The sequence below is a fragment of the Flavobacterium sp. 38 genome (genome assembly GCF_057799715.1).
This window is the reverse complement of sequence record NZ_JBYNWZ010000005.1, coordinates 281,124-294,609: the sequence shown is the minus strand read 5'-3', so window position 1 is coordinate 294,609 and position 13,486 is coordinate 281,124. Positions and strand designations below refer to the sequence as shown.

Annotated in this window: 15 protein-coding genes; 10 read left to right on the top strand and 5 right to left on the bottom strand. The window is 34.1% G+C overall.

All coding sequences use genetic code 11. The features are described from left to right. Position 1: 1 nt before the first annotated feature. The 8 genes from AC3E9W_RS14970 (at position 2) to AC3E9W_RS14935 (ending at position 5,941) form a co-directional block, all read left to right on the top strand. Entirely contained in the window at positions 2–841 is an 840-nt protein-coding gene (locus tag AC3E9W_RS14970) for a nucleotidyltransferase (RefSeq protein WP_488768948.1), read from the top strand. Beyond that, entirely contained in the window at positions 816–1,295 is a 480-nt protein-coding gene (locus tag AC3E9W_RS14965) for a hypothetical protein (RefSeq protein WP_488768947.1), read from the top strand. Before AC3E9W_RS14970 ends, AC3E9W_RS14965 begins: the two co-directional genes overlap by 26 nt. Beyond that, positions 1,292–2,110, top strand: coding sequence for a phage baseplate protein (locus tag AC3E9W_RS14960; RefSeq protein WP_488768946.1), 819 nt, complete (start codon positions 1,292–1,294; stop codon positions 2,108–2,110). Before AC3E9W_RS14965 ends, AC3E9W_RS14960 begins: the two co-directional genes overlap by 4 nt. Next, a complete protein-coding gene (locus tag AC3E9W_RS14955; RefSeq protein WP_488768945.1) occupies positions 2,110–2,466 on the top strand; it encodes a hypothetical protein in 357 nt (118 codons plus the stop codon). Before AC3E9W_RS14960 ends, AC3E9W_RS14955 begins: the two co-directional genes overlap by 1 nt. Positions 2,467–2,478: 12 nt before the next feature. Beyond that, positions 2,479–2,688 carry a hypothetical protein gene (locus AC3E9W_RS14950; RefSeq protein WP_488768944.1) on the top strand — a complete coding sequence of 70 codons (210 nt, stop codon included), beginning with the start codon at positions 2,479–2,481 and terminating at the stop codon, positions 2,686–2,688. A gap of 3 nt (positions 2,689–2,691) precedes the next feature. After that, positions 2,692–4,437, top strand: a complete 1,746-nt coding sequence (locus AC3E9W_RS14945) for a hypothetical protein (RefSeq protein WP_488768943.1) — start codon at positions 2,692–2,694, stop codon at positions 4,435–4,437. Positions 4,438–4,646: 209 nt separating this feature from the next. Then, positions 4,647–5,474 (top strand): DNA adenine methylase, encoded by an 828-nt coding sequence (locus AC3E9W_RS14940; RefSeq protein WP_488768942.1) that lies wholly within the window; start codon positions 4,647–4,649, stop codon positions 5,472–5,474. A 71-nt stretch (positions 5,475–5,545) separates the two neighbouring features. Next, the gene (locus AC3E9W_RS14935) at positions 5,546–5,941 is read left to right on the top strand and encodes a hypothetical protein (protein ID WP_488768941.1); all 396 of its coding nucleotides are present in this window, start codon (positions 5,546–5,548) and stop codon (positions 5,939–5,941) included. A 262-nt stretch (positions 5,942–6,203) separates the two neighbouring features. Here the strand turns inward: AC3E9W_RS14935 and AC3E9W_RS14930 are convergent, their stop codons facing one another. Both AC3E9W_RS14930 and ahcY read right to left on the bottom strand, forming a co-directional pair. Beyond that, the gene (locus AC3E9W_RS14930; protein WP_488768940.1) at positions 6,204–8,522 is read right to left on the bottom strand and encodes a patatin-like phospholipase family protein; all 2,319 of its coding nucleotides are present in this window, start codon (positions 8,520–8,522) and stop codon (positions 6,204–6,206) included. Positions 8,523–8,909: 387 nt separating this feature from the next. Next, the gene (ahcY, locus tag AC3E9W_RS14925; protein ID WP_306155889.1) at positions 8,910–10,226 is read right to left on the bottom strand and encodes an adenosylhomocysteinase; all 1,317 of its coding nucleotides are present in this window, start codon (positions 10,224–10,226) and stop codon (positions 8,910–8,912) included. Positions 10,227–10,571: 345 nt separating this feature from the next. Between ahcY and AC3E9W_RS14920 the strand changes: the two genes are divergently transcribed. Further along, complete coding sequence (locus AC3E9W_RS14920) at positions 10,572–11,204, top strand: 4'-phosphopantetheinyl transferase family protein (protein ID WP_488768939.1); 633 nt, start codon at positions 10,572–10,574, stop codon at positions 11,202–11,204. 86 nt (positions 11,205–11,290) lie between these two features. On the opposite strand, the gene AC3E9W_RS14915 is transcribed toward AC3E9W_RS14920, so the two are convergent. The 3 genes from AC3E9W_RS14915 to AC3E9W_RS14905 form a co-directional block, all read right to left on the bottom strand. Continuing rightward, on the bottom strand, positions 11,291–11,689 hold the full coding sequence (locus AC3E9W_RS14915; RefSeq protein ID WP_306155891.1) for a group III truncated hemoglobin: 399 nt from the start codon (positions 11,687–11,689) through the stop codon (positions 11,291–11,293). Beyond that, a complete protein-coding gene (locus AC3E9W_RS14910) occupies positions 11,686–11,973 on the bottom strand; it encodes a hypothetical protein (protein WP_488768938.1) in 288 nt (95 codons plus the stop codon). Before AC3E9W_RS14910 ends, AC3E9W_RS14915 begins: the two co-directional genes overlap by 4 nt. A gap of 81 nt (positions 11,974–12,054) precedes the next feature. Continuing rightward, entirely contained in the window at positions 12,055–12,651 is a 597-nt protein-coding gene (locus tag AC3E9W_RS14905; RefSeq protein WP_306155893.1) for a Crp/Fnr family transcriptional regulator, read from the bottom strand. A 93-nt stretch (positions 12,652–12,744) separates the two neighbouring features. Here AC3E9W_RS14905 and AC3E9W_RS14900 point away from each other — a divergent pair, with 93 nt between their 5' ends. Beyond that, a complete protein-coding gene (locus tag AC3E9W_RS14900) occupies positions 12,745–13,473 on the top strand; it encodes a phosphoglycerol geranylgeranyltransferase (RefSeq protein ID WP_488768937.1) in 729 nt (242 codons plus the stop codon). Positions 13,474–13,486: the final 13 nt, after the last annotated feature.

The following is a 13,486-nucleotide window of genomic DNA, read 5'->3' as shown; positions in this document are numbered from 1 at the left end:
AATGGCTAGAGAAATAGAAATCATACAAAAGGAAATGCTTGACAGCATCGCTTCCAATCAAACCTTATCAGAAATCACTTCTACAAGTAAGGTCGCCGTTTTTAGGCTGTTTGTCTACATCGTTTCATTTTCGATTTGGGCTTTAGAAAAGATTTTCGACATTCATAAAACAGAGATCGATCAGGCAATTTACGAACAAAAATCAGGGACGCCACGCTGGTACAGAAATATGTCTTTAGCTTTTCAATACGGCTTCGATCTGATAACCGACAGCGATAAATTCGATAATGCGGATTATACTGAAGAACAGATCGAAGATTCAAAAATTATTAAATACTGTTCCGTTAAAGAATCGCTTGAAAGCAACCGTTTAATTATAAAAGTTGCCAGTGAAGAAGGAGAATCATTAAGACCTCTTTTAGATCCTGAAATTGCAAGCTTCAGCCAGTACATTAATGAAATCAAATATGCTGGTGTTAAAATAAATGTAGTAAACAATCCAGCCGATAAGCTTCTTCTTAATATGGCAGTTTATTACGACGTTCTTGTTTTGGATGCAAACGGTAGTAGTAAAATAAGCGGAGGAAAACCCGTTGAAACTGCAATTAAAAGTTACATGAAAGCACTTCCTTTCGATGGCGAATTAGTTATCAATGACTTAATTGAAAAATTAAGAACAGTCGAAGGAGTTGAAAACGTTCACATTTTAAACGCTTCTTCGAGTTCGTTTGATACGGCGACTAGCCAATTCACAGAATTTGCCCCAATCAATGTAAAAACAATTCCAGTTGCAGGATATTTCGAAATTGTCAACTTTGATTCAATTACTTATGTGGTATAATGTCGATTTTCCAAGATTGGTTCTGATTTTAACGCCGACTTTTTTAAGAAAACCCAAGCTGACAGAATATTTAAAGGTATTGGTTCTGCCAATTACAAAGCTCCATTACAACTGGAAAATAAAGAGGCTTGACGATTGGTACAAATTAAACCACACAGGTCAGGTCTGTCTGTTGCGAAAGGTTCTAAATGACAAACTAGATCCGGCACAGCGAAGGATCTTCATAGGTGAAGGAAATTCTTTTCCACGTAAATACATTTACACTAGAGCGGAAAAAAGACCCGCCTTTCTTGGAAAGGTTTACATCTATCAGAATAATGAATATTTAAGCACCGGATCTGATTTTATAGTCCACGTGCCTTCTGAAATAATAAGTTCCAGTATTCATGAACTAAACTCATTAATTACATTTTACAAACTAGCATCTAAAAGATACAAAATACAGCCAATATGATTAAGTTCGATTTTAACCAAAGTGTCGGATTGCCACTTGAAACAAACCTTCTTGATGAAATGCAGCAATCTTGGAGCATTTTTAATTCATTAGGCTCACTTGTTGGCGATCTTTCAATTATTTCCGGTTGCATAGTCACCGGAACAACCGTTAGTGATGGAGTTGTATTTATCAATAACGAGCTTTTGCCATTTAAAGGCGGTTCAATCCAGTCAAAAGTAATCATCAGCGAAACCAAAACAGCCTTAGAGTTTGAAGATGGTAATGCTCACGACGTTATCACAAAGCGGATTGCCACTTTTGGAGTTGCTACAGTAAGCTGGAACTGGTCTGATTTCAAGAGAGGTTTTGAAACAAAGCTTATACAGGGAGAATTAGACAAAAAAGAGGATAAGACAACAATTACCGCTTTGCTTGCTAGAATCACAGCATTAGAAGCCCGTCCAGCATCAAATATTCCAATAGGCATGATTGCAATATGGGGTCAGCCTGTCGCTTCTATTCCTGCCGGATGGTCACCATACGAGCCGTTAAAAGGAAGAATCCCAATTGGTTTAGATACATCAACACCGCCTTTTGATACATTGCTCGGATATGGTGGTTCACAAAAACATACCTTGACAATTGCAGAGATGCCTCCGCATACGCATAATATCAAAGGTTCAAATGATGACAATGGTGGACAAGGAGATTTTTGTAATACTTCTCCAAATCAGCAGAACTTGGGGAATAAAACAGAATCTGCCGGATTGGGTCAGGCTTTTGATATAATGAACCCATATAGAGTTGTTCACTTCATAATTTATACAGGATAATGGCAACACAAACATTAAACACGATTAAAAACTGGTTTAAAACTGGTTTAATCCCTACTCAGGAGCAGTTTTGGGATGTTTTCGATTCTTACCGTCATAAATTGGATAAGATTCCTGTTGAAGAAATTACTGGCTTGGATAATTTATTGCAACAAGCTGTAAACATTGTTAAAAATCCAGTCTACAAAGCTGGCGAGTTTGCCATTTTCAAACGAGGCACTACAAAGCCAAATGAACTAGAACCGGAAGATTATGTAATCGGAATGGTTGAAGGGAAATTAATTGAAGCTAAATATTTAGGCGGTGATATTACATTGTTAGAAAGCTTTATGATTTTTAATGAAAAAGAATTTTAATCCAATACAAATATGTCTAAAACTAAACAGATCAAAAAGCTTAAAAAGAAGCTCAAACTGTTCGAGCAGATTGTAAAAAAAGATTGCCTGACAATCACCAATTCAGCGAACGAAAACGAATTTATCACGCTGTCATTTATTGATGGTGTTGTTAAAATCAAAAAACTAATCAAATCTGAACAGACTACCTCAGAGGAAGTTTCAGAAATAACTTTTAATTAAATTATGGCTAAACAAACATTTAAAACACCTTTAAACTTTCAGCAGGTTGATGCTGGTACATTAGAAGATAAAGTTTTAGTAAGATCGGCTGACGGAGATGTAAAAGAAGTTCCTTCCAGTTCGTTTGGTGGTAGTGGTGGTTCACAGGATATAAATGAAGTTCTTCAAAATGGTGATACAGCTACAAACAAAAAAATAAAGCTGACAGATTCGAGTAACGATAAATCAACAATGGGTATTTATCCGAATCAAATCGATATTTTAAAAGATTGGAATGATGAAGACTACGGTACAAAAACGAGTTTTGCCAGTTTTGATGTTGAATCAATAGGTAACGGCTGGCAAATGCTTGATGAGGAACTAGGCAATTATCCGAATGCGGGAGCAACTATCGGTTATAATGGTGGTTTTATTCATACAAAAGCGGATGACACAAATAATATTAAAAACGTAAGTTTAGATATAGATTACGGTTTATGGTTTCGTCAAATGATTGAAGGTTTAGCAAAACAAGTAAAGCTTAAACCTGATTTTGATGGAAGTTATGGAGGTGAAACGGGCGCAGAATTGTTACTGCCACTTAGAAACGGTGTGCTAGCGTTATTAGAAGATATTTCAGGAATTGAAGTAAGTAAGTTAGAGTTTGACGATTTAGTTGCAAACGAATCTTTAAAAGCTGGACTAAACTATCTGATTAAAGGTGTAGATAATGGTTGGTGCGATATTATCGTTAAAGCTATTTCAAACAATAGTATAGCTATTTCGGGAATCGGTATTTTTAAAAACCCTGATTACAATACTTATCAGATTTTTAGCGATACTATTGGCGGTTTTACTTTTAGCGATCTTACAGGCACTTTTGAATATGGTGAAGAAGTTACATCTAATAATGGGGCTAAAGCTATTTTTTACACCCAAAACGTAATGAAGTATATTTCAGGAGATTGGGAAGCATCTACAAGCATGACAGGCGGTAACAGCGGAGCAACTGTTAATATTTCGGACACTTACAACCCCGAAGCATATAATATAGATGATATTGTCATTTGGGGCGGTTCTCATTGGAAAAACGTAACTGGACTTGTAAGCGCTTCTTTAGATGAATTTAACTTAGATGAAAACTGGATTAAAACAGATGAAGGCACTAAAGAAGTAGGCGACAAAATAGAGTACAACTATGAAGGCAATTTTATTTCAATGCGATCAGACATTAATGGAAACGTTATTAGATCTAGATCAAGTGTAAAGGGATTTCAGTGGGGAAGAAATGAGCATATATTTAATGATATTTCTGAGTTTGGTGGTGAAATACTAAACGTACAAGAGTTGTCACTAAGATTTAATAGCATAAAAAATTGCTTTTTAGAATCAAAATATAGTGTTCTAACTGTGAGAGATATTAACATGAGTACTTTTAATATGGAAAGAATTACTGGATCAGTATTTGTTTCTGACTGTAGAATGTCACAAATGAATTTAAGTGATATTCATTCGCAATTAAATCTTCAGTATATAACTGGGCAATACGCCAATTTTAGTAATCATAAATTTCCAGCTGAAGGTGCAAATATTCAAAAAGTAGATTTCAAAATAGGTGGACATGGTCTATCTAACATCGATTTTTCAACATCTACAATTTTATTAAATCCTGATTTGCAAAAAACAATATATGAAAAATCGTCAGGAGTTTATAAAATCTCGTATATGAATTCTAGTGATGTGTTAACTGTTGCAGATATTGACGCTTAAAAATCAAACAAAGTTTACAAAGAAATAATTCCTAGGAGGTAGGATAAAAAAAGAAGTCCTCCAACATAAATAATACTTCCTACGGTAATTATTCATAGCGACAAAGCCACGGCGTTGGAGGACTGTAAAGTCTTCTAACCTGTGGCTTTTCGTCATGTTTAATTATCGTAGGAGGTGCAAATATAATCAATCATCAATCAAAAAAACGAATGGAAAAAAAGAAATTTTTTAAATCAGCTCCTTTGCCATTTATGGGGCAAAAACGCAAATTCTTAAAGCAGTTCATACCTGCATTAGAAAAATATTCACCTACAGCAACTTATGTAGATCTATTTGGCGGTAGTGGCTTATTGAGCCATACCGTAAAATCAATTTATCCCGATGCTACAGTAATTTATAATGATTTTGATAATTACAGTAAACGTTTGGAAAACATTCCTAAAACAAATCTAATAATTAATGAATTAAGGCAAATTTTACACGATTGTCTTCCAGAACGAAAGATAATAGGGAAAGAGAGAGATCTTGTTTTAAAATGCATAAAAAAGGCTCAAAAAAGTGGTGAGATTGATTTCATTACATTATCAAGCAACTTATTATTCAGTATGAAATATGTGACAAGCTATGAACAGCTGGAAAAGGAAACATTATATAACTGCGTTAGAAAATCATTTTATGATGCTACTGGATACTTGGAAGGTATCCAAATTACTAGCAAATGCTATAAAGAATTATTTGCTTTATATAAAGATAAATCAAACGTAATTTTTTTAGTTGATCCTCCATACTTGTCTACTGAAACTGGTATGTATAAAAATTTTTGGAAGCTACACGATTACTTAGATGTTTTAAATGTTTTAGAAAATACAAAGTATTTTTATTTTACATCAAATAAATCGTCAATCATTGAGCTTTGTGAGTGGATTGAAACGAAAACACCTATGAGCAATCCTTTTAATGGAGCATATACCGAAACAATGAATGCCACAGTTAATTTTCAGACAAGTTACACTGATATAATGATTTTTAAACCTTAAAATTTGATACAATTCGGAACAGTCACATGTCTTATTTCAAATTAATTTTGTAAAAACAAATACTTGAAATTATGACACCAGCGGAGGAAACAACTATAGATGCTCACATTTTAAAATCAAAAGAAAACGCTTATATAACTTTGTGGAGTGTTTTAAACAAAGATAAAGCTTATTATAACGCATCAATCAAGGACTTATTAAGAGATGGTTACTTAAATTGCTCATTTACTTCATCAGATGATATCGTTGGTTTTACAAGAATATTGAATCATATTGGTCTGTCATTTGAATACGTTACAAAAGGTATTGAACTAAAGCAAAATGCCAAACAGCAATATAGAGACAGTAAAATGATCTACAAAGTCCCAGTAATTACGTTTGACAATAAAAAGAATTATAATCGAGTTGGAAAGGATGAACCTGAAGAAAATAAGCTCGGGTGGTGTGACAGAAAATTTAACGAGTGATTAAATGGTATTTAAAAGCCAGTACATATTTGTACTGGCTTTCTTTTTATTCTTAAATAATTTTATTCAGTATATTTTTTTGATACTTTTGGCTCTGTAAAGTCTAACTTTTGGTTTTTCCGATTATACGATAAGAGGGCGAATAAGCGTAAAGTATTTTTGCCCTCTTATCGGGGTGGTGGCACGCCCAAATTAATTTTAGATTTTAGATTTTGGAATTTAGAATTTGGGTTTTGAAATTTTGGTTTTTTAAAAATGATCTTTATGGATTAAACGATAATCCGACACTAAAAAACAGTCTTACTTTTTCGATATTATTTATCCATGAGGTATCAAAAATGATTGGTCCTAAAATGGATTGGTAGGAGATTGCGGCTCCTCCTGATAATACAAGACTAGTATCCATGTTGTCATCCCATTTTCCTTTTGGGTTAAAGGCGTGATCTAGATATTCGTTAAAAGTGTCAAAGCCAACAGTTGCAACTTTAAAATGAGGTGTCAGATAAATTTTTCCTGTAATATTGATTTGAGATGCCAATTTAACACCCATGTATTGTGTGACATTGAGTTCATCTTCGTGAAGGCCAGGAAATGAAAAACGATTACTGCCAGAGCTTGGTATAATGCCACCTACGAAATATTTTGTAGCATAGCCAAATCCTGAAAATGGAATATCATCTTCTTTGAGTTTATCTTGAAAAATAAAATAAGAATCAAATCCTACGATTCCTGTAATTTTCTTTTTTATAGGTAATCTCTTTTCAAAAGTAAAACCAAACTTGGTGTAACCATTTGTTGAACCAGAAATGCTAGTTAAATCTGGATCAGAAAACGAGGTTTCGATATCGGTAAGGAATGATCGCGCTACATTTGATTTTATAATGGTTCCTTCTGTAGCAAAGAAAACCTTATCCATATCATTGTAGGAATAGTGTAAATTAAACTCGATGTTGTTAAAACTGTAGTTGTTTATTGAGAGGGAGTTGGGATTATATTCGCGGTCATATTTTGGCTTTAGATTAGTGTAGCTATAGTTTAGTCCAAAACCTACGTAGCTTTTCAGGGAGTTTAAATTTCGGTTTACTTCATTATTGAATTCAAGAGCATTGTAAAGTATATTGTCTGAAGCTTTACCATTGATGTAAATTTCTTGTCTCAGAAAAGCTCCGTAACCTTCTGTTGCCCACCACCATTCTCTGCGTCCTCCAAAATTTTTCTGATAATTGATTCTCACTTTTGGCTGTTCTGCAATATCGGCAGTTATAAGAAGGCGGGAAGCGTCTGCCAGAATGTTTCTTCCTGTGTAATTAAAAATGATGCCGACTCCTCTGTAAGTATCGTAATGTACAGAAGTGCTGAGCTGGTTTTTGGCACGCTCAAACCCAAATAAATTGATGCCGAGTTTGTCTTTATCTTCTATGAAATAGCTGTACGTAATCTCTTCAAATAAATTAGTACCCATAGCTCGGTTAATTCCTTCTAATAAATCTTTGGTGGTGTATTTTACATGTGTTTTAAGATTTGCTCTCCCTACAACCAAAGGCATGTTTTCGGGACTTATTCTTCTATAAACTATGGTGTCAAACACAAATTCTTTTGGCATCTCAGGCAATGCATGAGTTCGTTGTGGATATGCTTTAAGCTTTTCAGATAAAGAAATTAATGCCGGGAGATTTTGATTTGTGGCTATTTTGCCGTCTTTGTAGATTTCATTGCTTTTGGCAAAATCAGCGGTTGAGAATCGTAAATTAGGGAAGTGATCTACTAATATATTGCAAAGATCACGGTTTGCAGGATTCTTAATATTACTCGGAAACATGCTGGTTTGCATTAACACCGTCATAATGTTATTCAGCTTGTCCAATGGTTCCATTCCGCCTCCAACATCACTCCCAATGATAATGTCGGCACCCATTTGTTTGGCAACATCTGTTGGGAAATTATTTAATACTCCACCGTCTACCAATATTGATTTTCCGTAAGGCATTGGCTTGAAAATAGCAGGCAATGACATACTTGCTCTCATAGCATAAGCTAAACTGCCTTTGCTTAAAATAACCTCTTTTCCTTCAACCAAGTCTGTGGCCATGGCTCTAAAAGGTATTGGAAGACTGTCAAAATCTTTTACATTATAGACAGGAAAGGTTAATTCAGAAAGATACTCTCTTAGATTTTGATCATTTAAAAGAGAACCAATGCTGTTCAGTTTTCCGTCTTTAACTCCAATTCCGACTAAATATCTTTGAAATTCTCTTTTTTCTTCTACACTTACAGATCGTAACGATTGACCTCCGCCGAGAAGTTTATCCCAATAAATATTTTTGGTAATTTTTTCGATACTGTCTCCAGAATATCCCATCGCGTACAATCCGCCTATAATGCTTCCCATACTATTTCCAACAATAAGATCGGGAACAATGTGCAGCGAATCCAGTTTTTGCAAAAGCGGAATATGGGCAATTCCTTTTGCTCCGCCACCACTTAATACTAATACAACTTTTGGTTTTTTTTCCTGAGAAAAAATGATATGCGGAAGACTTAGTAAAAAGATGAAGACGAATAAATAAGATATTTTTTTCAAAGTATATTGTTTATGTCGTTGAGAATTAGAAACTTATTTTTGGTAATTAAAAGTAAGGAGATATTTATAAACGTGCAATTTTTTGAGAAATGTTTTCTCAAAAAAACAATTGGTTTAATAAAATTGTTAGGTCTTTTTTTGCTTGAGGGACAGGAATAAGCCACCGAAGTAGCCTAGATGTTGTCACGCCCTAATCATTATTGATTTTGAAATTTTGAAGGGAGTTATTTTTTTGGAAGTAAACCTGACAGGTTTTTAAAACCTGTCAGGTTTCAGATCGCAACTGAACTTGAAACAAAAACAAAACCCGACAAGTTTTTTAAAACTTGTCGGGTTTAAGATATATTTCTAAAAATCAGAAATCTACAATCTTAAATCTAAAATAGATTAATATCTGTAGTATTCTGGTTTGAATGGACCTTGAACTTCAACACCAATATAAGCAGCTTGATCTTCACGTAAAGTTTCCAATTCAACTCCTAATTTAGCTAAGTGTAAAGCAGCAACTTTTTCATCTAAATGTTTTGGTAACATATAAACTTCGTTTTTGTAAGCTGCAGCATTGTTCCATAATTCGATTTGAGCCAAAGTCTGGTTTGTAAATGAGTTACTCATTACAAAACTTGGGTGACCTGTAGCACAACCCAAGTTTACTAAACGACCTTCAGCTAAGATAATGATATCTTTTCCAGCGATAGTATATTTGTCAACTTGAGGTTTGATTTCGATTTTAGAAGCACCATGGTTTTTGTTTAACCAAGCCATGTCGATTTCGTTATCAAAGTGTCCGATGTTACAAACAACAGTTTTGTCTTTCATTTTTTCGAAGTGACTTCCCACAACGATATCTTTATTTCCTGTAGTTGTAATGATGATATCAGCATTAGCAATTACAGTATCTAATTTTTTAACTTCGTAACCGTCCATTGCAGCTTGTAAAGCACAAATTGGATCGATTTCAGTAACTGTTACGATAGAACCAGCGCCTCTAAAAGAAGCTGCAGTTCCTTTTCCTACGTCACCGTATCCGCAAACAATAACTCTTTTTCCAGCCAACATTAAGTCAGTTGCACGACGAATAGCGTCTACAGCAGATTCTTTACATCCGTATTTGTTATCAAATTTAGATTTAGTAACAGAATCGTTAATGTTGATTGCAGGCATTGGAAGAGTTCCCGCTTTTACTCTTTCGTAAAGTCTGTGAACACCAGTTGTAGTTTCTTCAGAAAGACCTTTAATTCCAGGAACCAATTCTGGGAAACGATCGATAACCATGTTTGTTAAATCTCCACCATCATCCAAAATCATGTTCAATGGTTTTCTGTCTTCACCAAAGAATAAAGTCTGCTCAATACACCAGTCAAATTCTTCTTCATTTAAACCTTTCCAAGCGTAAACTGAAATTCCAGCAGCAGCAATAGCAGCAGCAGCTTGATCCTGAGTAGAGAAAATGTTACAAGAAGACCAAGTAACCTCAGCACCAAGAGCAATTAAAGTTTCGATTAAAACAGCAGTCTGGATAGTCATGTGAAGACATCCAGCGATACGAGCACCTTTAAGAGGCTGCTCATCTTTATATTCAGCACGAAGCGCCATTAAACCTGGCATTTCAGCCTCAGCCAATTCAATTTCTTTTCTTCCCCAAGCCGCTAGAGAAATATCTTTTACTTTGAAAGCCACATAAGGCGTAGTTGTAGTACTCATTTATATTATATTTGTATAATTGTAAATTTTTTGCAAATTTAAGGAATAGCTTTTGAATTTTACTATTTTCTGTAAGATTTGTGAAATCTTTAATTTCTTAATCTCTAGAATGTTAGTTTGAGAATCGTTTTGAACCATATAAGAGATATAAGTTCATTTAAAAAAGATTCTGGACTGTGCGTTTTAAACCATATAAGTTATATAAGTTCATTTAAAAAAAGATTCTTAACTATGCAGATTTATTAAGAATGCTTAAATTTACTTAACACATATTTTTAAACCCAAAGTAATATTTCCTTACATAACTTATATGGTTTAAAAGCAAAACAACAAACAATTTCAAAAATGCCTCTATTTCAAACCATTCAATTCAACGAAAACACTAAAATTTTAATTTGGAAGATTACCGAATCTTTTGAAGAATTGTACAGTCAGGTTACTTTAAAAGAAAAAACACAACGAAGATTGGACGGAATGAAATCTGAACTTCACCAACGTGCTTTTTTAAGTGTGCGTATGCTGATTCAGGAAATGGGTTTTACCGATAAGGATTTGCATTATGATGAATTCGGAAAACCTTATTTTGACTGTCATAATTATATTTCTATAACCCATTCGTACAATTATGCGGCTATAATTATCAGCGAAGAAACCGTTGGGATTGATATGGAATTGCAGCGTGAAAAAATCATCAGAATTGCAGATAAATTTACTGATTACGAATGCAATTATCTAGAACCAGATTTTACCGAAGAATACATTAAAAAACTAACTGTTATCTGGGGAGCGAAAGAAGCGATTTTTAAAATTAGAAATGAAAAAGGAATCAGTTTTAAAGACCATATTCGCGTTGAAGATTTTTCTTTAAACGAAAAACAGACTTCAGCGAGTCTGTATTTTGATGATCTAATTAAAGATTTTGATGTTCATTATCTCGAAATCGAGAATTTCACTTTGGTATATGCTTTTGAGAAATAACCACAAAGCCTGGTCATAGCGAGAAACGAAGCAATCCCTTTTGCTAAATCAATATAGTGTGATTGCTTTGTTCTTCGCAATGACACTTAAACTTCGCTTTCTTTCTGTCGATGTTTAAACATACTCATATATAAAAAAGTACTCATTTTTCTGGCGCGTCTTTTTAAAGTATCGGCATTTTCACCTTCAAAATATTCATCGATGGTTTGAAACCAGTGATTCAGCCAAATCCCGAATTCGTTTGCTGTGATTTTTTCATCAAAATGAGCGTCAACTTCATTGTGCACAGCATGCGGGTTTCCTTTATATTTTCGGACGCCAAATAAATTGGTTTCCCAAAAATCAGTAAGTTTTTCGAGATGCGCTTCCCAATCAGAAATCATTTCATTAAAATAAAAGCCGATTTCTTGATCGGCTCTTATTTTATCGTAGAAATGGTTGACGAGAAAATTTACGTCAGCTCTATTTTCTATTTGTTTTTTCACAGAAAAATTGTGTTTAAAAGAATAAATAATACACTTAATACTGAGCTCAAAATTAAGAGGTTAAAAACTACTTTATGTTTCATTTGTGCCAAAATTGAAGTGTTTACAAATATACAAGCTAAAACAATAATAGCCAGCTGAATCATTTGTGTAATAGAAGTTCCGTTTGCTAAAACGTACATTGCAGCAGCGCCTCCTAAACAGCTTTGCCCAATAACTGCCATTGCAGCAGAACCCATATAATTTCTATTGAAAATGTCGAATGTTGTTTGATATAGTGTCATGATATTCAGATTTTTATATGACAAAGATACGCTCGCATTCGATGTTCATTTTATGATTAAAATCATAAAACGGGAACTTTTTTATCTGTATACTTTTCGATTAATAATCTTTAATTCGCCTTTTTTTTCTAAAGCTTTAATGGCTCTAATAACGGTTTCAACACGCAAACCGGTTAAATCACCAATTTGTTGCCTAGTAAAATTAATGAGATAGCCATTTTCATCTTTCTGAAAATTGAAATACGCGATTCCGTGATCTATTAATTTTAAAACACGATGCTCGGGTTCGTGTGTCGAAATTTCTGCTGCCATTACCGATTTATAGTATAATCGCTGTGCAAGATTTTCGATTATTTTAATGCTCATTTTTGGGTTTTCTTCTAAAAGTTTCATGAAGTTTTCTTTCGGAAGAATAAAAATCTCCGAATCTTCTACCGCAATCGCATTTGCTGGATATTTTTGGTTTAGAAATAAAGGAGGTTCTCCAAAAGATTGTCCGTTATAGAATATTCCTTGGATAAATTCACGTCCGTCATCATTATAATTACTCATTTTGACTTCGCCAGAAATGATTTGATAATAGTGCAGAGGCAGATTTCCTTCTTCGAAAATTATATCGTTTCGATCGAAAGATTTTCTGGTTGCGCCATATTTTTCTAATAAATCAACTGTAATCATAATGTATCATTTACGTTATCAAAAACGTTAGACAAATATAATTCATTCAAAATAGTTCTTCGACATTAAAAAACTTTTACTTTTACACCCGCAATGCAAGAACAAATACTCACTATAAGACAACAGATTGTAGAGGCTAAAAGTAATGGTCAGAAACTATTGGCTGTGCTTTTGGATCCTGACAAAATTGTACTGGAAAATGTAGCTCATTTAATTGAGAAAATTAATCAGTCTCCTGCTACTCATATTTTTGTGGGCGGAAGTATTGTTCAGAACAATATTTTGGAAGAATTGATTTCGCAGTTAAAGCAGAAAACCAGTTTGCCTGTTATATTGTTTCCTGGAGATCCTTCGCAGATTTCGCCAAAAGCAGATGGTATTTTGTTTTTGTCTTTATTGTCTGGCCGAAATCCTGATTATCTGATAGAATATCAAGTTCAAGCAGCACCAATTCTGAAAAAAACAAACTTGGAAGTAATTTCTACAGGATATATTTTAATTGAAAGTGGCAATGAAACGGCCGTTGCGCGTGTTAGCAAAACAAAACCTTTAAGTCGAGAAAATCTTGATTTGGTTCTGGCAACAGCTCAGGCGGGAGAAATGTTAGGCAATCAATTGATTTATTTAGAAGCAGGAAGCGGTGCCAAACAGCCAGTGCCAACGGAAATGATCGAGCTGATTTCTCAAAATATAGAAATTCCTGTTATTGTTGGTGGAGGAATCGTAGATTTGCACGGAATTCAAAAAGCGTATAATGCTGGGGCAGATTTGGTTGTTATTGGAACGGCTTTTGAAAACAACAGTCATTTTTTTGAAAAATAAACGCCAAATACCA

Coding starts and splice junctions, on each gene's coding strand:
- AC3E9W_RS14955 (WP_488768945.1), top strand. CDS start 2,110: ATGGCAACACAAACATTAAACACGATTAAAAACTGGTTTAAAACTGGT.
- ahcY (WP_306155889.1), bottom strand. CDS start 10,226: ATGAGTACTACAACTACGCCTTATGTGGCTTTCAAAGTAAAAGATATT.
- AC3E9W_RS14940 (WP_488768942.1), top strand. CDS start 4,647: ATGGAAAAAAAGAAATTTTTTAAATCAGCTCCTTTGCCATTTATGGGG.
- AC3E9W_RS14945 (WP_488768943.1), top strand. CDS start 2,692: ATGGCTAAACAAACATTTAAAACACCTTTAAACTTTCAGCAGGTTGAT.
- AC3E9W_RS14905 (WP_306155893.1), bottom strand. CDS start 12,651: ATGATTACAGTTGATTTATTAGAAAAATATGGCGCAACCAGAAAATCT.
- AC3E9W_RS14970 (WP_488768948.1), top strand. CDS start 2: ATGGCTAGAGAAATAGAAATCATACAAAAGGAAATGCTTGACAGCATC.
- AC3E9W_RS14900 (WP_488768937.1), top strand. CDS start 12,745: ATGCAAGAACAAATACTCACTATAAGACAACAGATTGTAGAGGCTAAA.
- AC3E9W_RS14960 (WP_488768946.1), top strand. CDS start 1,292: ATGATTAAGTTCGATTTTAACCAAAGTGTCGGATTGCCACTTGAAACA.
- AC3E9W_RS14910 (WP_488768938.1), bottom strand. CDS start 11,973: ATGACACTATATCAAACAACATTCGACATTTTCAATAGAAATTATATG.
- AC3E9W_RS14920 (WP_488768939.1), top strand. CDS start 10,572: ATGCCTCTATTTCAAACCATTCAATTCAACGAAAACACTAAAATTTTA.
- AC3E9W_RS14935 (WP_488768941.1), top strand. CDS start 5,546: ATGACACCAGCGGAGGAAACAACTATAGATGCTCACATTTTAAAATCA.
- AC3E9W_RS14950 (WP_488768944.1), top strand. CDS start 2,479: ATGTCTAAAACTAAACAGATCAAAAAGCTTAAAAAGAAGCTCAAACTG.